This is a genomic window from Enterobacter sp. R-1.6.2, assembly GCF_035064085.1.
Classification (GTDB): Bacteria; Pseudomonadota; Gammaproteobacteria; order Enterobacterales; family Enterobacteriaceae; genus Enterobacter; species Enterobacter asburiae_B.
The window spans coordinates 1-19,155 of record NZ_JASEYI010000001.1 but is presented as its reverse complement, the minus strand read 5'-3'; the positions used below and the strand labels follow the sequence as shown (position 1 = coordinate 19,155).

The window sequence follows — 19,155 nt, the reverse complement described above, 5'->3', positions numbered from 1 at the left end:
GCTAAAGTTTGTCCAACGCAAACCCAACAAAAGGTAAATGACATGAACACGACTCTCTCAGGAAAAATTGCACTGGTCACCGGCGGCAGCACCGGTATTGGTCTTGCCACGGCGCAGGAGCTGGCGGCGCAGGGCGCGAAGGTCTATATCACCGGGCGTCGCCAGGCCGAGCTGGACGCGGCGGTAGCAGAGATTGCTTCTGACGCAGCGGGCATTCGCGCGGATGTCTCAAAGCTTGCCGATCTGGATGACGTCTATGCCCGGATAGCCAAAGAAGAAGGCCGTCTTGATATCCTGTTCGCCAACGCCGGTGGCGGCGATATGCTGCCGCTGGGCGCGATCACCGAAGAGCAGTTTGACCGGATTTTTGGCACCAACGTGCGCGGAGTGCTGTTCACGGTGCAGAAGGCGCTGCCGCTGCTGTCCGCCGGATCGTCGATTATTCTGACCGGCTCGACGGTGTCCATTAAAGGGACGGCCAACTTCAGCGTCTACAGCGCCAGCAAGGCCGCCGTGCGCAACTTTGCCCGCTCCTGGGCGCTGGATTTGCAGGGCCGCGGGATCCGCGTCAACGTGGTGAGTCCGGGCCCGATCAAAACGCCAGGTCTCGGCGATCTGGTGCCGGAAGAACATCGTCAGGGGCTGTACGACGCGCTGGCCGCTCAGGTACCGCTCGGCCGCTTAGGCGCGCCGGGTGAGGTGGGGAAAGCGGTGGCGTTTCTGGCCTCCGACGCGGCCAGCTTTATTAACGCCACCGAGCTGTTCGTGGACGGCGGGATGGCGCAAATCTAATCCAGACTGCGCCAGCAGCGCACGTTACGGCCCTCGCGTGAGGGCTGTAGCGGCTGGGGACGCTCACACCCCTGCGCTGCCATCGGACAACGGTCGCGGAAAAAACAGCCTTCGGGCAGATGACGATTGCCGGGAAGCTCCGTTTTGCGTAACGCCAGATTTTCATCCAGCGGTTCTCCGGTGCGGGGAACCGAGTCGAGCAACAGACGGGTATAGGGATGGCGCGGCTCGCCAAGCACCTGCGCGGCGCTGCCCAGCTCCACAATCTGCCCGAGGTACATCACCGCCACCCGGTCGCTCATGTGTCTGACCACCGAGACGTTATGCGAAATTAACACGTAGGTCAGATTACGCTGCTGTTGCAGGTTCACCAGCAGGTTGAGGATTTGCGCCTGCACGGAGATATCCAGCGCGCTGGTGGGTTCATCAAGCACGATAATATCGGGGTCGGACGAGAGCGCCCGGGCGATGGCGATGCGCTGGCGCTGGCCGCCGGAGAAGGCGTGGGGAAGCCTGTCGAGGTATTCCGGGCGAATGCCCACCTGCAGCGCCAGGTTTTCTGCCAGCTGGCGGCGCTCGCGCTCGCTGCTGCGTTTTTGCACCCACACCGGCTCGGTGATGATGCGCCAGACCGGCAATCGCGGATCGAGCGAGGAGAGCGGATCCTGAAACACCATCTGCATGCCGCCCGCGTGGTGCGCCCGCTGGCACGCGCCTGTGCTGGGCTTAAGCATGCCCATCAGCAGCTGGGCCAGCGTGCTTTTCCCGCAGCCGGATTCCCCGACAATGCCCAGCGTTTCTCCCCGACGGATCTGGAGATCGAGCCCGTTGAGGGCATGGACCTGTTCCGTCACGCGCCCCAGCCAGTTTTTGCGCGCCGCAAAGTTCACGTGCACGCTATCCAGTTCCAGCAGTACATCAGACATGGCGTTTCTCCCGTTGCGGATACCAGCAGGCGGCCTGTTGGCCTTCTGCGCCACTCGACGCTAAGCGCGGCGTTTCGCTGCATTTCGCCCCGGCGGCAAAGCAGCGCTCGCGGAAGGCGCAACCCTGCGGAAGCTGGCTGAGGTTGGGCACCGTGCCGGGGATGGCGGGAAGCAGGTCGCGCGGCTGGCCGTTTTCCGGTGCGCACCGCAGCAGGCCGATGGAGTAGGGATGCACGGGTCGGTGGATCAGCGTTTGCGTGGCACCGCTCTCGATCACGCTCCCGGCATACATCACGTACATTCTGTCGCAGAGCTGCGATACCACGGCCATATCATGGCTGATAAACAGCACCGAGGTCCCGCTGGCCCGCGCCTTATGCTTCAGCAGGCGCAGCACCTGGAGCTGGACGGTAACGTCCAGCGCGGTGGTCGGTTCGTCGGCGACGATCAGCTCCGGCTCGCAGGAGAAGGCAAGGGCGATCATCACCCGCTGACGCATGCCGCCGGAGAGTTCAAACGGATAACGCTCCATGACCTGCTTCGCGTCCGGGATTTGCATCTCTTCCAGCAGGGTAATCGCCTTCTGCTGCGCCTCGCGCCGCGAAAGCGGCTGATGCTGGCGGATCACCTCCACCATCTGTTTGCCAATCCGCCGCGTCGGGTTGAGGGCTGTCATCGGCTCCTGAAAAATCATCGCCACTCGGGCACCGCGCAACTGGCGAAGCTGCTTCTCGGACGCCGTCAGGACGTTTTCGCCGAGTAACTTCACCTGACCGTGATGAATGCGGTAGCTTCCTTCCGGCAGCAGCCGCATGGCGAGCATGGCGGTCACGGATTTGCCCGAACCCGACTCGCCCACCACGCCGACGATTTCGCCCCTGCCGATCTCCAGCGAGACGTGGTTCAGCGCGTGGACCTCTCCGCGAAAAATCGGGAAGCTCAGGTGCAGGTCTTCAATACGTAATACCGGTTCGGTCATCACTGTTTTCCTCCCGATTTCGGATCCAGCAGATCGCGGATACCGTCGCCAAACAGGTTAAAGCCCACGGCGGTAATCAAAATTGCCGCACCGGGAAAGGCGCAGTACCACCACTGGTCCAGGACGTAGTTACGGCCAACGGCCACCATCGCCCCCCATTCGGCGGTCGGCTGCTGCGCGCCCAGGCCGATAAACCCCAGCGTGGCGGCCATCAGAATGGCGCTGCCGATATCCAGCGAAGCCTGCACAATCAGCGGCGGCAGGGCGTTGCGCAGGATATGCCAGCGGATCAAATGCCAGCGGGACGCGCCAAACGTGCGGGCGGCCTGAACGTAGGTAAACTGGCGCACCACCAGGGTTTGCCCGCGCGCCAGGCGGACGTAAAACGGGATGCGGACAATCGCAATCGCCAGCATGGCGTTGAACAGGCTCGGACCGAGCGCGGCGGCCAGCGCCATGGTCAGCACCAGCGAAGGAATGGAGAGCATGATGTCCATCACCCGCATGATGATGGCATCGCCGCGCCCGCCCAGTACGCCGGACAAACAGCCCAGCAGCGAGCCAATACCGCCCGCAATCACCACGACCGCCAGCCCGGCGGTAATCGACTGCTGGCTGCCCGTCAGCACGCGGCTAAACAGGTCGCGTCCCACCTCATCGGTACCAAACCAGTGTTGCGCAGACGGCGCCTGCAGGCGGGCGGTCAAATCCAGCGCGTTCGGGTCATGCGGAACGATCCACGGCGAAGCCACCATCAGGAAGAGCATCGCAATCATAATGACGCCGCCAACGATCGTGAGCGGGCTTTGACGCAGCATCCAGAACAGCTTTGCCCAGTTGATGCGTTGTCCGGCGGTTTTAGCCGGGACGGGCGTTTCCTGCGTTAACATCATTCGGCACCTCCGCGCCCGATTCGCGGGTCAATCCACAGGTAAAGCAGATCGACCACCAGATTAACCAGCACGTAGGCCAGCGAAACGACGACGGCAAAGCCCATCACGGCAGGGAAATCGAGCGCCTGAATGGACGTCACCACCCAGGCGCCCATGCCCGGCCAGGCAAAGACGGTTTCGGTCAGCACGGCGCCGTAAAGCAAATCGCCCAGCGCCAGCCCGAGCACGGTAATGGACGGGATCATCGCATTCGGCAGGGCGTAGCGCAGGACGATGTACCAGCCGGGCAGGCCGCTGGCGCGCGCGGTGCGGATGTAGTCCTCGCTGAGCTGCTCCAGCATCGCCGAACGGACCTGGCGCGCCACGATCCCCAGGTGAACAAACGCCAGCGTCAGCGAGGGTAAAATCAGGTGCTGAAGCGCGTTGAAAAAGACCTCACCGTTGCCCTCCAGCAGCGCGTCCAGCAGATAAAAGCCGGTGACGTGCGTCGGCGGATCGAGCCAGTCGTCCAGCCTGCCGCCGCCCGGCAGGATCTGCAGGTGCCCGTAGAACAGCACGATGACGCCCAGCCCGAGCCAGAAGGCCGGCGTGGAGATCCCGGTCATCGCCATTAAACGCACCAGGTGATCCAGCCAGCGGTTGCGGTACACCGCCGACAAAATCCCCAGCGGCACGCCGATGACCAGCGCCAGCAGCAGAGAACAAAAGGCCAGCTCCAGCGTGGCGGGGAAAAAGGCCTTCAGGTCTTCCGCGACCGGGCGTCCGGTGCGGATGGACGTGCCTAAATCACCGTGGGCCAGAGCGTCCACGTAGCGGCCAAACTGCACATACAGGGGCTGGTCCAGCCCTAGCTGCTGGCGAATGTTCTGCACGATTTCGTCGCTGGCGCGGTCGCCGGCCAGCAGACGGGCCGGATCGCCGGGGATCAGGTGTGAAATAATAAAGGTGATAATACAGACACCGGCCACCACCAGGATTAACCCCCAGCAGCGCTGGCGCACTATGCTCCAGAACGTCATACGCTTTCCCCCGGCGAGAACCGTTATTTGCTCATGGTGGCGATGTTGAACACCTGCTCGAGCATTGGATTAAAGGTGAAGCCTTTGACCTCTTTGTTCATCGCCAGTTGGTAGTTTTTCTGGAACAGATAAACGTAGGCCGCCTCGTCGATAACCACCTTTTGCGCCTGCTGGTAATCTTTGGTGCGTTCCGCCTGGTCGGTGGTTTTCAGCGCGGCCTGCAGCAGCGAATCAACCTCTTTGTTCTCATAGAACGAGCGGTTGCCCGGCAGCCCTTTTTTGTCCGATTCGAACCAGTAGTTCATGAACATGTACGGGTCGGCAAAGTCCGGGCTCCAGTTGCCGATGGCAATGTCGTAATCGCCTTTTCCGACGCGGTCGCGCATGGTGGCGTTGGCCAGTTTTTCCAGCTTGACGCTAATGCCGATCTTGCCGAGGCTGGCCTGAGTGGAGAGGGCGATAGGCTCCCAGTTCGGATCGTTGTCCGAGTAGAGGAAGGTCAGGCTGGCGGGTTTGTCTTTGACCTTCTCCAGCGCCGCTTTAGCTTTGGCCTCGTCAAAGCTGTACTGCATTGCCGTGGCGTCAAAGCCCCACATGCCTTCCGGGATCGGGCCGCGCATCTGCTTGCCGTTGCCGCTCAGAATACCTTTCACCATCCCCTGGTAATCCGTAGCCCAGGAGATGGCCCGGCGTAAATCCACCTGATTGAGCGGCGCTTTGCTGTTGTTGAGATAGAGGTAAGTCACGCGCAGGGACGGGTATTCCGCGACGGCGACTTTACCTTCCTGCTTCAGGGCCGCAAGCTGATCGACCGGCAGGGAGTCGGCAATGTCCAGATCGCCGCGGGAAAGCTGCAGTCGGCGCGAGGCGCTCTCACCGATAATTTTCACCGATACGCGCTTAAAGTGCGGCTTTTCACCCTGCCAGTGGGGGTTAGGCACCAGGATCAGCTGCTGGCCTTTCTGCCAGCTTTTCAGCATAAACGGCCCGGAACCGGCGGTGTTTTGCGCCAGAAAACCGCGAGCATCGTCTGCCGCGTTGGCCTTCAGCACCGCCGGGTTAATGATGGACGCCCCGTCGTTTGCCAGCGTGTAGAGGAACGGCGCGAACGGCTGGCTGAGGGTGAACTTCACCGTATGGTTATCGACGGCATCAATTTTCAGGTCTTTCGGGAAGGCTTCAGACGGCCCCTGGCCGAGCTTCAGCAGGCGCTCAAAGGAGAGTTTTACCGCCTCGGCGGTGACCGGCGTGCCGTCGGAGAATTTCGCGTTATCCGCCAGGGTAAAGGTCCACTCTTTCTGGTCGTCAGACGCCTTCCAGCCCGTCGCCAGATCGCCTTCCACCTCGGTAGAGCCTGGCTTGTACTTGACCAGACGCTGGTAGGACGGATAGGTGACGGTCCAGTCGTTGTTATCAATGGTGATGGCAGGATCGAGCGTTTGCGGGTCGGCGGCTTTACCGATCGCCAGCATGTCTTTCGGGACGGCAGCCAGCGCCAGCGGTGCGCTCAGGGCCAGCGTGGCGGCGATCAGCGTCGAGAGAAGCGATGTTTTCATGGCAGTGCTCCAGGTTTAGAGAGAAGTGTGCGTCAGGGGAAAACAGGCAAAACGGTCGTCAAGCAGCGGATAGCTGGCGGCGTTCGGCAGTTCGAAGTGCCACCATTCGCTGCTGATACCCACAAAACCACCGCCGAACATGATGGCGTTCAACAGCAGACGGTTGCGCTGGGCGTGCGGCGGCACGGAAGGGTGATACGGATGCGAGCGGTCGTGCATTTCGTCAAAACCGGCACCCATATCCAGCACGGCGTTATGTTCATCCATCAGGGTGACGTCGATGGCCGTACCGCGGCTGTGATTGGAGCCAATCACCACGTCGACCACGTATTCCGGATTCGGGCAGGCATCCCACAGCTGGGCCTGTGCCTGCTGCGGCCGATAGGCGTCGTACACCACCAGCTTCAGCCCGGCCAGCGAGGCAATGCTGATGGCTTTTGCCAGCGCGGTGGCCGCGTCGGTATGCAGCAGGCACAGCGCCTCCTGATAGATCGGACGGCCGGTGATATTGTCGGCGGTGGCGTACTTCAGATCGATATGCAGCGTGGGAAACGTCTTCGCCACATCAATCAGTTCACTCTCTTCGGGCATAGCTCCGCTCCTTTAGCGTTCGAATTGACCAAACTCTTGTTGTAATTGCCGGTTTACCGCCAGACGCGCCGGGAGCGCCTCACCCAGCGCCTCCACCACGCCCGACAGCAGCAGGTTGAACAGACAGCTCACGGGGGCAAGCGAATCCCAGAAGTGACCGGTATCGGTTTTCACCTGCAGTAAATCCATCGGGTAATCCCGCGCCCACGGGCACCAGATGTCGGTGATCAAGGCCAGCGGAATGCCTTTTTCGCTGGCGACGCGGCAGTACTGGCGGGCCATCGCGGAGTAGGTGCGCGTGTCGGTCAGCACGACGTACGGGTGCGAAAACCCCGAGTTGAGGGATTCCACCCAGCTGCCGGAAGCCCCCTCCGAATAGCTCACGCGCGGGCGGAGGTACTCGAGGTGGCTGAAGAAGGCGTTGGCAATCCCGCGCGTGGACTGGATCCCCAGCACAAACACCGCGTCCGCGTGGGCGAGGTTGTGCACCACCTGACGGAAGGCGTCCGTTTGCGCCAGTTGGTACACCTGCGTGATGGCATCCACTTCCAGCGACAGGGCATGCTGAAGGCGGCTGGAAAGGGGGCGCTGCTGCTGCCAGGAGTCCAGCCGCTCGTTCATACCCCAGGGCTGATACGGATCGCGCAGGCTCTTTTTGGCATCTTCCAGGTTGCGATACCCCAGCTTGCGCAGGAAGCGTCCGACGGTAATTCCGCTGGTCCCGCTCGCCTGACCGATGCTCTCCGCCGTTTCAAACGGGATTTGCGCGGCGTGCGCCAGCAGCCAGCTTCCGACCCGCTTTTCGCTGGGCGTGAGCTGGCTGAACGTCGCTTCGATACGGCTCAACATCTCGGGTTTCGTCGTCATACCGCCTCGCTGTTAACAGGCTGTCAATGGCAAAATTTTTGTTACCTGGTTAACAATGCATGACGCGTGCCATGTTCACAGGGCGGGTGAAACCCGCTGTGCAGTAAACTTCATGCAATATTTGCTTAACCAATGATCAACATTTGTGCAGCGTAGTTCACTTTTGGTGCACTGTCTGACGCGGCAGGTATGAATTTGGTGAATACGTCAGTCCGTTCACATTTTTGATAAGATAGATGTAGTGTGAATATAAAAGGGATCCCGGCATGGTAAATCTGCCCTGGCGAGTCAGCGTGCGCCTGATGGCGCTTGCAAAGAAAATAGGGATGGTCGTCGGGATCGTACTGATCGTCCTGCTGGCGGTGCGGGTCTATCTCTCACAGAAGGGACCGGAACTGCACCTGTGGCATACCTGGCGGGCCGATGAGATGTCCGTGCGCGAGATGGATAACGCCGATTTTGCCCGGTATATCGCCCGGGAAAACGCCATTTTCGCCGATCTTGATAATGCGGTGACGGCGAAAACAGAGGGCGAGGAACGCACGCCGTTAAACCGCTATTATCGCCAGAGCCTGGTGTGGCCGGGACAGTTTACGCCCGATGCCAACCGCTCCTTTGTGCTGATGCCTGCCGGAAAGCCGCGCGGCGCGGTGGTGCTGCTGCACGGTCTGACGGACTCGCCTTACAGCGTCCGGCGGCTTGCCGTGAACTATCAACAGCACGGCTTTGTGGCCGTGGTCCCGCGTCTGCCCGGGCACGGTACCGCGCCCGGCGCGCTGACGGACGTCGACTGGGAGATGTGGCTCGCGGCAACGCGTCTTGCGGTGCGGGAAGCCACGCGTCTGGCGGGCGAGGCTGCGCCTTTGCATCTGGTGGGTTACTCCAACGGCGGGGCGCTGGCGATGAAATACGCCCTTGATGCGCTGGATGCGCCTGCGCTGCGTAAACCGCAGCAGGTGATACTGCTCTCACCTATGATCGGCGTGACGGCCTTTGCGCGGTTTGCCGGTTTCGCCGGGCTACCGGCGCTGCTGCCGGCGTTTGCCAAAGCGGCGTGGCTGAATATCTCTCCGGAATATAACCCGTACAAATATAACTCGTTCCCGGTGAACGCCGCCCGCCAGTCATGGCTGCTGACGAAGGCCCTGCAGGAGCAAATCGGCCGCGAGGCTCGGGAGAACAGGCTAGCGAATTTGCCGCCGATCCTGGCGTTCCAGTCAGTCATGGATTCCACGGTCAGCACCCGCGCGGTGGTGACCGGCCTGTTTGACCAGCTTTCGGCAAACGGCAGCGAGCTGGTGGTGTTTGACATCAATCAGGCTGCCAGCTTCCGTCCGCTGTTCAAACCGTCGTCGTGGACGGCAACCTCGGCGCTGCTGCCGGTTGCGCAGAGGCGTTACGGTGTCACAATTATTACCAATGCCAGCGAGCACAGCTTCTCGACGGTGGCGAAAATCACTCCGGCAGGCAGCACCCGGGAGACGGTCGTGCCGCTCGCGCAGGCCTGGCCGCAGGATGTCTATTCCCTGTCGCACGTTGCGGTGCCGTTCCCGCCGGATGACGATCTTTATGGCCGTGAGCCTCGGGTGAAAAACCGCTACGGTATCAGCCTGGGGACAATTGCGCTCTGGGGCGAAACCTCCGTGTTGAGCGTCGGGAAAGAGGCGCTTATGCGGGTCACCTCGAACCCGTTTTACGACTATATACAGGAGAGGATCGACAGCCGAATTGGCAACGGGGAAAAGTAACGTTCCCCTGTGGTGTGAATATGTTAGGTCGCATTGATTAAGTATGTTAAATAGTAGCTTCAAGGCACCTCTCTTTCTCATCGGAACCCATTTTTGTGCTGACGACTCTGATTTACCGAAGCCAGTTGAATTTATCCCGCCCCTCCACCGAGCTGCGGGAACTGGTGGAGCGCGCCCGGATCCGCAATGCCAGTCTGAATATCACCGGGGTTCTGCTCGCAAAAGGCAGCGACGTGCTGCAAATACTCGAAGGGTCGGAAGAGAGCGTGCTTAAGCTGTTCCATAAAATCCGTGACGACAAGCGGCACAGTGGAGTGGTAGAGCTGATGCGGGACTATGGCCCGCGCAGACGCTTCGAAAACGTCGGTATGCTGCTGTTCGATCTGCAGAGGCAGTCACCGAAAGAGGTGCTGCAGTCGGTTCTGAATTACAGCAAGCTGGACAGCTATCTCACATCCGATGACCGGGTGTTCAAATTTATCCAGACGTTTATCACGGGTAAACGTCCGGCCCTGTCGGGTGCACGCTACGTACCTGAAAAATGGACGCTTTCACCCGAGGCGTTGCCCTTTGGCGAACACCTGGGGCTGATGGCCAACCAAACCTGTCAGTTTGCGCTCCAGCCCATTGTTGAGCCCTCGGAAGGGAAGATCAGTTCACTTGAAGCCCTTATTCGCGGCAACGACGGCGGCAGCCCGGAGCATTTCTTCAGCACCCTCGACCCGGACAAAATCTACGAAGTCGATCTCCAGACGAAGGCGTATGCCTTTGCTCTCGCGGAAAAGCTGGGCATTGGTAGCCATAAGATTGCGGTAAACCTGCTGCCGATGTCGCTGGTGAATGTTCCCAACGCCGTGGAATTCCTGGTCAGCGAGATAAAAAAACATGGGCTGCAGCCGGAGCAGGTGGTCATTGAAGTGACGGAAAACGAGATGATCTCCGGCTTCAACCAGTTCAATAGCGCCATCAAGCAGCTTCGCGGTGAGGGGATTGGCCTGGCGATCGATGATTTCGGTTCCGGCTATGCCGGTCTTTCGCTGCTAACTCGTTTTCAGCCGGATAAAATTAAGATCGACCGGGAGATAGTCAGCGATATCCACCTCAGCGGCCCGAAGCAGGCGATTGTGCGCTCCATCGTCAGCTGTTGCTCCGATCTCGAAATTACCCTGGTGGCCGAAGGGATCGAGAAGATAGAGGAGTGGTGCTGGCTCGAGTCTGCCGGGATCCGGCGTTTCCAGGGCTTTCTGTTTGCCCGCCCGCAGCTTAATGGCGTCGGTGATATTCACTGGCCGCATCTGGTGCGTTAGCCAATTTTCCTCCCGCGTTATTTCCCCTTCGTCCTGCCTGTGCTTAAATAGCTAAAACGGTTTAACATTGTTTAGCTACGAGGATCACATGAAAAAAATCTGGGTACTTGGCGATGCGGTGGTGGATTTGCTGCCCGATGGAGAAGGCAGATTGCTGCAGTGTCCCGGCGGCGCACCGGCAAACGTTGCGGTCGGTATTGCCCGGCTGGGCGGCCAGAGCGCCTTTATCGGCAGGGTTGGCGACGATCCCTTCGGGCGCTTTATGGCGAAAACTCTCGCTGACGAAAAGGTTGACGTGAAGTCTATGCGCCTTGATCCGGCGCACCGCACCTCAACGGTGGTGGTCGATCTGGATGACCAGGGCGAACGCTCGTTTACCTTTATGGTTCGCCCGAGCGCCGATCTGTTTCTCGAATCCGCCGATCTGCCGACGTTCAGCGCGGGGGAATGGCTACACGTCTGTTCCATCGCATTAAGCGCAGAGCCGAGCCGTTCTGCGACGTTTGAGGCGATGGCCGCCGTTCGTGAGGCGGGCGGTTACGTCAGCTTCGACCCCAATATTCGCCCGGATCTCTGGCCGGATGAGAACGCGCTGCGCCGCTGCCTGGAGCAGGCCCTGCAGAGCGCCGACGTGGTGAAACTCTCCGTCGAAGAGCTGGCGTTTTTAACCGGAAATGTCGAGGTAAACGTCGGTCTGGACGCGCTGATGGCGCGCTGCCCGGCGCGTCTGGTGCTGGTCACCCAGGGAAAAGAGGGGGTGATCGCCTGGCATGATGGCACCGTAAAACACTATCCGGCAACGCCCGTCGAGTGTGTCGATACCACCGGCGCGGGCGATGCCTTTGTGGCGGGGCTGCTCTACGGGCTGGCCGCCGGGCAGGATCTGACGCCGGTCATCGCCTTAGCCCAGCGCTGCGGCGCATTAGTCACCACGGCCAAAGGGGCAATGACCGCATTGCCGTGGCAGCACGATCTGTAATTCCTTCCTTCACTGGCCGCCATCCGGCGGCCTGAATTGTCGCCTCGATCACACTTACTAAAACGGTTTAGCAAAAAAGATTGCCGATCCAAAATTCAGAGGTTTAGTATCAGCAACCTAAACCGGTTTAGCAATTTAGCACGTTTAATGACTTCTTTTAGGGATGCGACAAAATGTATAAAAAACGCAGACTTGCCGTGATGATAGGCATGCTGGCCGGAAGTACCTCTGTTTTTGCCCAGACGGATATGACAAGTATCGAAGCGCGTCTTGCCGCGATGGAGCAGCGCCTCCAGGCTGCGGAAACGCGTGCGCAGGTGGCTGAGAAACGCGCCACGGATGCGGAACAAAAAACGCAGCAGCTGGTGGCCGCCCAGCAGCAGACGCAAACGACAGCCCAGGCGGTGGCGCAGCGCACCACCGCACTGGAGAAGAAGGCGGATCAAAGCAGCGGATTTGAGTTCCACGGCTACGCCCGTTCGGGCCTTCTGATGAACGATGCGGCCTCCAGCAGCAAAAGCGGTCCTTATCTGACCCCGGCCGGAGAAACCGGCGGCGCGGTAGGGCGTCTGGGTAACGAAGCCGACACCTACGTCGAGCTGAACCTGGAGCACAAGCAAACTCTGGATAACGGCGCCACCACGCGCTTTAAAGCGATGCTGGCCGACGGTCAGCGAACCTATAACGACTGGTCAGCCGATACCAGCGATCTTAATATTCGCCAGGCCTTCGCGGAGCTGGGCAACCTGCCTGATTTTACCGGCGCGCTGAAGGGCAGCACCTTCTGGGCGGGTAAACGCTTCGACCGCGACAACTTTGATATTCACTGGCTGGACTCCGACGTGGTGTTCCTGGCCGGTACCGGCGGCGGCGTCTACGACGTGAAATGGAACGATTCGCTGCGCAGCAACTTCTCCATTTACGGCCGCAACTTCGGCAGCGTGGAGCAGACCGACAATAACGTTCAGAACTATATTCTCAGCATGAACCACTTCGCCGGACCGTTCCAGCTGATGGTGAGCGGTCTGCGTGCGAAGGATAACGACGACCGTAAAGACACCAACGGCGATCTCATCAAAACTGACGCCGCCAATACAGGCGTTCATGCGCTGGTCGGGTTGCACAACGAGAGCTTCTACGGCCTGCGGGAAGGGACAGCCAAAACGGCGCTGCTGTACGGTCACGGGCTGGGTGCGGAAGTAAAAAGCATCGGTTCCGACGGCGCGCTGCTGTCTGAGGCGGATACCTGGCGCTTCGCAAGTTACGGTGTCACGCCAGTCGGCGGCGGCTGGAGCGTTGCGCCCGCCGTACTGGCGCAGAGCAGTAAAGATCGCTACGTCAAGGGCGATAGCTATGAGTGGGTGACGCTTAACACCCGCCTGATTAAAGAAGTGACGCAGAACTTCGCCCTGGCGTTTGAGGGAAGCTATCAGTACATGGATTTAAATCCGGAAGGCTATAAGGACCGCAACGCCGTCAACGGCAGTTTCTACAAGCTGACCTTTGCGCCGACGTTAAAAGCGAGCAAAATCGGCGATTTCTTCAGCCGTCCGGAGCTGCGCCTGTTTGCCACCTGGATGGACTGGAGCAGCAAACTGGATCATTACGCCAGCGATGATGCCTTTGGCAGCAGCGGCTTCAGCGCCGGCGGGGAATGGAACTTTGGGGTCCAGATGGAAACCTGGTTTTAACCCATCACGCTCCCGCCCGGCGGGAGCGTTTCGCACATCATAAAAAGAAGTCAGGCAGAGGTATCTATGGATTTTAATCAAATCGCCCGCGAGCTTATTCCGCTGCTCGGTGGCAAGGAAAATATCGCCAGCGCGGCGCACTGCGCAACGCGTCTTCGTCTGGTGCTGGTCGATGACGCGCTTGCCGATCAGCAGGCGATCGGCAAGGTCGACGGCGTAAAAGGCTGTTTTCGTAACGCCGGACAGATGCAGGTGATTTTTGGCACGGGCGTGGTCAACAAGGTTTACGCGGCGTTTATTCAGGCGGCGGGGATTAGCGAATCCAGTAAATCGGAGGCCGCGGATCTGGCGGCGCGCAAGCTGAACCCGTTCCAGCGCATTGCCCGTCTGCTCTCAAATATCTTTGTGCCGATCATTCCCGCGATTGTGGCATCCGGCCTGCTGATGGGCCTGCTCGGCATGGTGAAAACCTACGGCTGGGTCAATGCGGATAACGCTCTCTACATCATGCTGGACATGTGCAGCTCCGCGGCGTTTATCATTCTGCCTATTCTGATCGGCTTTACCGCCGCGCGGGAATTTGGCGGCAACCCGTATCTCGGCGCGACGCTGGGCGGCATTCTGACTCACCCGGCGCTGACCAACGCCTGGGGCGTGGCCTCCGGCTTCCACACCATGAACTTCTTCGGCCTTGAGATCGCGATGATTGGCTATCAGGGCACGGTGTTCCCGGTGCTGCTGGCCGTCTGGTTTATGAGCATCGTGGAGAAAAATCTGCGCCGCGCGATCCCGGACGCGTTAGACCTGATCCTGACGCCGTTCCTCACCGTCGTTATCTCCGGCTTTATCGCCTTGCTGATTATCGGCCCGGCGGGGCGCGCGCTGGGCGACGGCATCTCCTTTATCCTGAGCACGTTAATTGAACACGCGGGCTGGCTGGCCGGGCTGCTGTTCGGCGGGCTTTACTCGGTGATTGTGATCACCGGTATTCACCACAGCTTCCACGCGATTGAAGCCGGGCTGCTGGGTAACCCGTCGATTGGCGTGAACTTCCTGCTGCCGATCTGGTCCATGGCGAACGTGGCGCAGGGCGGCGCCTGTCTGGCGGTGTGGTTCAAAACCAAAGATGCCAAAATCAAAGCCATTACCTTACCGTCGGCGTTTTCTGCGATGCTGGGCATCACCGAAGCGGCCATTTTTGGTATCAACCTGCGCTTTGTTAAGCCGTTTATCGCCGCGCTGATCGGCGGCGCGGTGGGCGGGGCCTGGGTGGTGTCTGTTCATGTTTACATGACCGCCGTTGGGCTGACCGCTATTCCGGGCATGGCCATCGTGCAGGCCAGCTCGCTGCTCAACTATATTATCGGTATGGTGATTGCCTTCGGCGTGGCGTTTACCGTCTCACTGCTGCTGAAATATAAAACGGACTCTGAATAATGACGTTACCTTCCCGCTGGCCTGCGATCCTGCAGGCCGTTATGAAAGGCCAGCCGCGGGCGCTTGCGGATAGCCACTATCCGCAGTGGCACCCCGCGCCGGTGACGGGGCTGATGAACGATCCCAACGGGTTTATCTGGTTTGCCGGCCGCTACCACCTGTTCTATCAATGGAACCCGCTGGACTGCGAGCATCGGTTTAAATGCTGGGGGCACTGGAGCTCTGCGGACCTGGTGCACTGGCAGCACGAGCCGCTGGCGCTGATGCCCGACGAAGAGTATGACCGCAACGGCTGCTACTCCGGTAGCGCCGTGGATAACGATGGCGTTTTAACCCTGTGCTATACCGGCAACGTCAAGTTCGATGACGGCAGCCGCACCGCCTGGCAGTGCCTCGCCGTGGAACAGCCTGACGGGACCTTTAAGAAGCTGGGTCCGGTGCTGGCGCTGCCGGAAGGCTACACCGGACACGTGCGCGATCCGAAGGTGTGGCAGCACGACGGGGAGTGGTACATGGTGCTCGGCGCGCAGGATGTGCAAAAGCGGGGCAAGGTACTGCTGTTTAAGTCAGCCGATTTGCACGCCTGGACGTCCTGCGGGGAAATCGCCGGTCACGGGGTCAACGGCCTGACGGACGCGGGGTATATGTGGGAGTGCCCGGACCTGTTCGCCCTCGACGGAACGCACATCCTGATTAGCTGTCCGCAGGGGCTGGTGCGCGAGCCGCATCGCTATCTCAATACCTATCCGGCGACCTGGATGAGCGGGGCGTTTGACTATGAAAACGCCGCATTCGATCACGGCGAGCTGCACGAGCTGGACGCGGGCTTTGAATTTTACGCTCCGCAAACGACGCTGGCGGAAGACGGACGACGCATACTGATCGGCTGGATGGGCGTACCGGACGGGGAAGAGATGCTTCAGCCAACCCGGGCGCACGGCTGGATGCATCAGATGACCTGTCCGCGCGAATTACGCTATCGCGACGGCAGGCTCTGGCAGACCCCGGCGCGCGAGCTGGCGGGGCTGCGTGATGATGAGCAGCGCTGGCAGGGGCGCGGCAGCGAGGCGCCGGACATGGACGCGACGCGCCTGGAGTTTGAGCTGATCGCATCGCAGGTGAATGTCGATTTTGGCGGCGCGCTGCGCCTAACGGTCGATGAGCGGGGCATACGTCTTGAACGCGCGAGCCTGAAAACCGGTGAAACGTTGACCCGCTACTGGCAGGGCGACGTCACTCATTTACGCGTTCTCTGCGACCGCTCCAGCGTTGAAATCTTCATCAATCACGGTGAAGGAGTGATGAGCAGCCGCTATTTTCCTGACCATCCGGCCCGGGTGCGATTCGAAGGTGCGTCCGATATCACATTACGCTACTGGTCGCTGCGCGCCTGCATGATAGAATGAGGGTTTTGGCAGCCGGATCTAAGTCGTTGTGAGAAAAACAAAACGCGTCACCATTAAAGACATCGCGGAGCTGGCGGGTGTGTCAAAAGCAACCGCCAGCCTGGTCCTGAACGGGCGCAGCAAAGAGCTTCGCGTGGCGGAGGAGACGCGCGAGCGCGTGCTGGCGATTGCAAAAGAGCACCACTATCAGCCCAGCATTCACGCCCGGTCGCTGCGCGATAACCGCAGCCACACCGTTGGTCTGGTGGTTCCGGAGATCACCAACTACGGTTTTGCCGTGTTTTCTCACGAGCTGGAGACGCTGTGCCGCGAGGCGGGGGTTCAGCTGCTGATCTCCTGTAGCGATGAAAACCCGGGCCAGGAGACGGTGGTGGTGAACAACATGGTGGCGCGTCAGGTTGACGGGCTGATTGTGGCCTCCAGCATGCTTAACGATGCGGACTACCACAAGCTGAGCGAGCAGCTGCCCGTTGTCCTGTTTGACCGCCACATCAACGACAGCGCGCTGCCGCTGGTGATCACCGACTCCATTACCCCGACGGCGGAACTGGTGGCCGACATTGCGCGCCAGCATCCTGATGAATTCTATTTTCTCGGCGGCCAGCCGCGCCTTTCTCCGACACGCGATCGTCTGGAAGGGTTTAAGCAAGGTCTGCGAGAGGCCGGCGTGGAGCTGCGTCCCGAGTGGATCATTCACGGCAACTATCACCCGAGCTCCGGTTACGAGATGTTTGCTGAACTCTGCGCCCGTCTGGGGCGTCCGCCGAAAGCGCTGTTCGCCGCCGCCTGCGGGCTGCTGGAAGGGGTGCTGCGCTATATGGGCCAACACAACCTGTTGCAAAGTGATATCAGGTTAGCCAGTTTTGACGATCACTATCTCTACGATTCGCTGACGATCCCGGTGGATACCATTCGTCAGGATAACCGCCAGCTGGCGTGGCACTGCTTTGATTTGATTAGCAAATTAATCGAAGGGGAGACGCCGCAGCCGTTGCAGCGCAAGCTCAATGCCACCCTGCAGCGACGCTATAAGTCAGCGAAATAGCCCGGTTCGATACTTCAATAACTTTAATTAATTTAAGTTTTGGAATGGCCGATAACCATAAGGAATAATTCTCCTTGAGGTATTGGTTTATGTCGTTGAAAAAGTCGTCCCTGGTTGTCCTGTTCTCGCTGCTTTTCTTCTTTGTTGTCAGCACCGTGACCAGCGTTAGCCTCATCATTAAAAGTAATAATTCCCTGGATAACGTCAACAAAGAGATCCAGGTTGTGCTGTCCATTATTGACCCCATCAACCATAGCCGTACGCTGCGCGTGCGGGTGATGGAGTATGTGAAGATGGTGGAAGCGGGCAACTCGGCGGACGGGGCTGCAAAACTAACTGCCGTGAAAGAGGCGCTGACCAAAGCGGACCACGCCTTTGCGGCCTTTATGGCTTCGCCGCGTCTAACGGATGAAGCGCCGCTGGTGACTGCCTATCAGGATGCCTGGCAAAACTACCGCAACCAGGGGCTGGCGCCGCTGATTGATGCCGCCGAGGCGCACGATGTCGCCAAATTTAACGCGCTGATCCCGGAAGTCTCCCGTCTTGACCGCCAGTACGAGATCGTTCTCGACCAGGTCCTTTCCGTCCACCAGAAATACGCCAAAAGCCTGAACGAAGACGCGAGCAGCCACTTCATCTCCGGCCTGGTGATTATTGCCGCTATCGCCTGCCTGTTTGTGGTGGTGATTGTCGCCGTCAGCCTGCTGATGAAGCGCTTTGTTTTTGCGCCGGTCAACCTGGCGCGCGAGCACTGCAGCCAGATTGCGGCGGGCAAGCTGGACGTTCCGGTGCCGGTCAAGGGGAGCGCACATAACGAAATCGATCATCTTATGAGCTCAATGGAGCAGATGCGTCAGGCGCTGCTGGCGACCATCGCCCAGGTGCGCGACGCGAGCCATACCGTAACGCACGCGGCGCAGGAGATTGCCTCCGGGAATATCGACCTGGCGTCACGTACCGAGCAGCAGGCTTCGGCGTTAACCCAGACGGCAGCGAGCATGGAAGAGCTGAGCGCGACGGTGGCGAACAATACCGACAACGTTTACCAGGCCGGGAAACTGGTGCAGGACGCGGTGAAAAATGCCCACACAGGTGAAGCGGTGACCCGTGAAGTGATCGACACGATGAACACCATCGCGGCGAACTCGAAGCGTATCGAAGACATTACCAGCGTGATTAACAGCATCGCCTTCCAGACCAATATTCTGGCGCTGAACGCGGCGGTTGAAGCGGCGCGCGCCGGAACGCAGGGCCGTGGCTTTGCGGTCGTGGCCAGCGAAGTGCGCACCCTGGCGCAGAAAAGCGCGGTGGCGGCTAAGGACATCGAAAGCCTGATTGCGCAGTCTGTCTCCAGCGTGAAAAACGGAGCAGAGCTGGTCAGCCGCTCGGGCGAGGTGATTGACTCGATTATTTCGTCGGTGAATAAAGTGAATACGCTGATGGAGCAGATCTCCGTCGCCTCCGAAGAGCAGAGCCGCGGGATCAGCCAGGTCGGCCAGGCAGTGACCGAGATGGATGGCGTGACCCAGCAGAACGCCGCGCTGGTGCAGCAGTCCGCTGCGGCAGCAGCATCGCTGGAAGAGCAGGCGCAGCAGCTTTCGCGGAGTATTTCGAGTTTTAGTTTGCCGGTGCAGGCTTGATTGATGGTTTAAGGCTCCTGAGGGGGCCTTTTATTTAAAGGGATGCGAGTTGGTGAGAAGAATTATGACGGACTGCCACATGAAACTTTTATGTAAACCAGAGCTGAATCGCCACGCGTTTAACAGACACCTCAGAGTCATTTAAGATGACTTAAAGAGAGGTGCCCATGAGCGGTAAGCGTTATCCTGAAGAGTTTAAAACTGAAGCAGTCAAACAGGTTGTTGATCGCGGTTATTCTGTTGCCAGCGTTGCAACACGTCTCGATATCACCACCCACA

17 protein-coding genes are annotated in these 19,155 nt (G+C 59.7%); 10 read left to right on the top strand and 7 right to left on the bottom strand.

Annotated elements, in window-relative coordinates:
- Positions 1 to 42: 42 nt before the first annotated feature.
- Complete coding sequence (locus QMN93_RS00085; RefSeq protein WP_182383604.1) at positions 43 to 792, top strand: SDR family NAD(P)-dependent oxidoreductase; 750 nt, start codon at positions 43 to 45, stop codon at positions 790 to 792.
- Here QMN93_RS00085 and QMN93_RS00080 read toward each other — a convergent pair.
- From QMN93_RS00080 to QMN93_RS00050, 7 genes are read right to left on the bottom strand one after another with little or no spacing between them, the layout of a single operon-like run.
- Entirely contained in the window at positions 789 to 1,718 is a 930-nt protein-coding gene (locus tag QMN93_RS00080; RefSeq protein WP_182383603.1) for an ABC transporter ATP-binding protein, read from the bottom strand. The genes QMN93_RS00085 and QMN93_RS00080 overlap by 4 nt on opposite strands.
- Positions 1,711 to 2,697 (bottom strand): ABC transporter ATP-binding protein, encoded by a 987-nt coding sequence (locus tag QMN93_RS00075; RefSeq protein WP_182383602.1) that lies wholly within the window; start codon positions 2,695 to 2,697, stop codon positions 1,711 to 1,713. The genes QMN93_RS00080 and QMN93_RS00075 overlap by 8 nt, the downstream gene beginning before the upstream one ends.
- On the bottom strand, positions 2,697 to 3,590 hold the full coding sequence (gene ddpC, locus QMN93_RS00070; RefSeq protein ID WP_094935015.1) for a D,D-dipeptide ABC transporter permease: 894 nt from the start codon (positions 3,588 to 3,590) through the stop codon (positions 2,697 to 2,699). Before ddpC ends, QMN93_RS00075 begins: the two co-directional genes overlap by 1 nt.
- Positions 3,587 to 4,609: an ABC transporter permease gene (locus tag QMN93_RS00065; protein WP_033145620.1), complete on the bottom strand. Its 1,023-nt coding sequence runs from the start codon at positions 4,607 to 4,609 to the stop codon at positions 3,587 to 3,589. The genes ddpC and QMN93_RS00065 overlap by 4 nt, the downstream gene beginning before the upstream one ends.
- A gap of 23 nt (positions 4,610 to 4,632) precedes the next feature.
- On the bottom strand, positions 4,633 to 6,165 hold the full coding sequence (locus QMN93_RS00060; protein WP_182383601.1) for an ABC transporter substrate-binding protein: 1,533 nt from the start codon (positions 6,163 to 6,165) through the stop codon (positions 4,633 to 4,635).
- Positions 6,166 to 6,180: 15 nt separating this feature from the next.
- The gene (gene ddpX / locus QMN93_RS00055; RefSeq protein ID WP_182383600.1) at positions 6,181 to 6,756 is read right to left on the bottom strand and encodes a D-alanyl-D-alanine dipeptidase; all 576 of its coding nucleotides are present in this window, start codon (positions 6,754 to 6,756) and stop codon (positions 6,181 to 6,183) included.
- A gap of 12 nt (positions 6,757 to 6,768) precedes the next feature.
- A complete protein-coding gene (locus tag QMN93_RS00050; protein ID WP_033145617.1) occupies positions 6,769 to 7,623 on the bottom strand; it encodes a MurR/RpiR family transcriptional regulator in 855 nt (284 codons plus the stop codon).
- A gap of 266 nt (positions 7,624 to 7,889) precedes the next feature.
- Here QMN93_RS00050 and QMN93_RS00045 point away from each other — a divergent pair, with 266 nt between their 5' ends.
- From QMN93_RS00045 to QMN93_RS00005, 9 genes are all read left to right on the top strand, one after another.
- On the top strand, positions 7,890 to 9,371 hold the full coding sequence (locus QMN93_RS00045; protein ID WP_182383599.1) for a carboxylesterase: 1,482 nt from the start codon (positions 7,890 to 7,892) through the stop codon (positions 9,369 to 9,371).
- Positions 9,372 to 9,466: 95 nt separating this feature from the next.
- Positions 9,467 to 10,678 (top strand): diguanylate phosphodiesterase, encoded by a 1,212-nt coding sequence (locus QMN93_RS00040; protein ID WP_193139322.1) that lies wholly within the window; start codon positions 9,467 to 9,469, stop codon positions 10,676 to 10,678.
- Between the two features lie 88 nt (positions 10,679 to 10,766).
- Complete coding sequence (locus tag QMN93_RS00035; protein WP_193139320.1) at positions 10,767 to 11,657, top strand: aminoimidazole riboside kinase; 891 nt, start codon at positions 10,767 to 10,769, stop codon at positions 11,655 to 11,657.
- A gap of 173 nt (positions 11,658 to 11,830) precedes the next feature.
- Entirely contained in the window at positions 11,831 to 13,348 is a 1,518-nt protein-coding gene (locus tag QMN93_RS00030; protein ID WP_069302858.1) for a carbohydrate porin, read from the top strand.
- Positions 13,349 to 13,414: 66 nt separating this feature from the next.
- Complete coding sequence (locus QMN93_RS00025; RefSeq protein WP_182383597.1) at positions 13,415 to 14,785, top strand: sucrose-specific PTS transporter subunit IIBC; 1,371 nt, start codon at positions 13,415 to 13,417, stop codon at positions 14,783 to 14,785.
- On the top strand, positions 14,785 to 16,191 hold the full coding sequence (locus QMN93_RS00020; RefSeq protein WP_193139318.1) for a sucrose-6-phosphate hydrolase: 1,407 nt from the start codon (positions 14,785 to 14,787) through the stop codon (positions 16,189 to 16,191). The genes QMN93_RS00025 and QMN93_RS00020 overlap by 1 nt, the downstream gene beginning before the upstream one ends.
- Before the next feature lie 28 nt (positions 16,192 to 16,219).
- Positions 16,220 to 17,236, top strand: a complete 1,017-nt coding sequence (locus tag QMN93_RS00015) for a LacI family DNA-binding transcriptional regulator (protein ID WP_193139316.1) — start codon at positions 16,220 to 16,222, stop codon at positions 17,234 to 17,236.
- An 89-nt stretch (positions 17,237 to 17,325) separates the two neighbouring features.
- Positions 17,326 to 18,876, top strand: coding sequence for a methyl-accepting chemotaxis protein (locus QMN93_RS00010; RefSeq protein ID WP_182383594.1), 1,551 nt, complete (start codon positions 17,326 to 17,328; stop codon positions 18,874 to 18,876).
- A gap of 167 nt (positions 18,877 to 19,043) precedes the next feature.
- Positions 19,044 to 19,155 (top strand): transposase (locus tag QMN93_RS00005; protein ID WP_024216135.1); only part of this gene is annotated, 112 nt, incomplete at its 3' end.

Excerpts from the sequence above, each read along its gene's own strand:
- QMN93_RS00050 (WP_033145617.1), bottom strand. The coding sequence starts at position 7,623 with ATGACGACGAAACCCGAGATGTTGAGCCGTATCGAAGCGACGTTCAGC.
- ddpX (WP_182383600.1), bottom strand. The coding sequence starts at position 6,756 with ATGCCCGAAGAGAGTGAACTGATTGATGTGGCGAAGACGTTTCCCACG.
- QMN93_RS00085 (WP_182383604.1), top strand. The coding sequence starts at position 43 with ATGAACACGACTCTCTCAGGAAAAATTGCACTGGTCACCGGCGGCAGC.
- QMN93_RS00010 (WP_182383594.1), top strand. The coding sequence starts at position 17,326 with ATGTCGTTGAAAAAGTCGTCCCTGGTTGTCCTGTTCTCGCTGCTTTTC.
- QMN93_RS00030 (WP_069302858.1), top strand. The coding sequence starts at position 11,831 with ATGTATAAAAAACGCAGACTTGCCGTGATGATAGGCATGCTGGCCGGA.
- QMN93_RS00065 (WP_033145620.1), bottom strand. The coding sequence starts at position 4,609 with ATGACGTTCTGGAGCATAGTGCGCCAGCGCTGCTGGGGGTTAATCCTG.
- QMN93_RS00025 (WP_182383597.1), top strand. The coding sequence starts at position 13,415 with ATGGATTTTAATCAAATCGCCCGCGAGCTTATTCCGCTGCTCGGTGGC.
- QMN93_RS00080 (WP_182383603.1), bottom strand. The coding sequence starts at position 1,718 with ATGTCTGATGTACTGCTGGAACTGGATAGCGTGCACGTGAACTTTGCG.
- QMN93_RS00045 (WP_182383599.1), top strand. The coding sequence starts at position 7,890 with ATGGTAAATCTGCCCTGGCGAGTCAGCGTGCGCCTGATGGCGCTTGCA.
- QMN93_RS00035 (WP_193139320.1), top strand. The coding sequence starts at position 10,767 with ATGAAAAAAATCTGGGTACTTGGCGATGCGGTGGTGGATTTGCTGCCC.
- ddpC (WP_094935015.1), bottom strand. The coding sequence starts at position 3,590 with ATGATGTTAACGCAGGAAACGCCCGTCCCGGCTAAAACCGCCGGACAA.
- QMN93_RS00020 (WP_193139318.1), top strand. The coding sequence starts at position 14,785 with ATGACGTTACCTTCCCGCTGGCCTGCGATCCTGCAGGCCGTTATGAAA.
- QMN93_RS00075 (WP_182383602.1), bottom strand. The coding sequence starts at position 2,697 with ATGACCGAACCGGTATTACGTATTGAAGACCTGCACCTGAGCTTCCCG.
- QMN93_RS00060 (WP_182383601.1), bottom strand. The coding sequence starts at position 6,165 with ATGAAAACATCGCTTCTCTCGACGCTGATCGCCGCCACGCTGGCCCTG.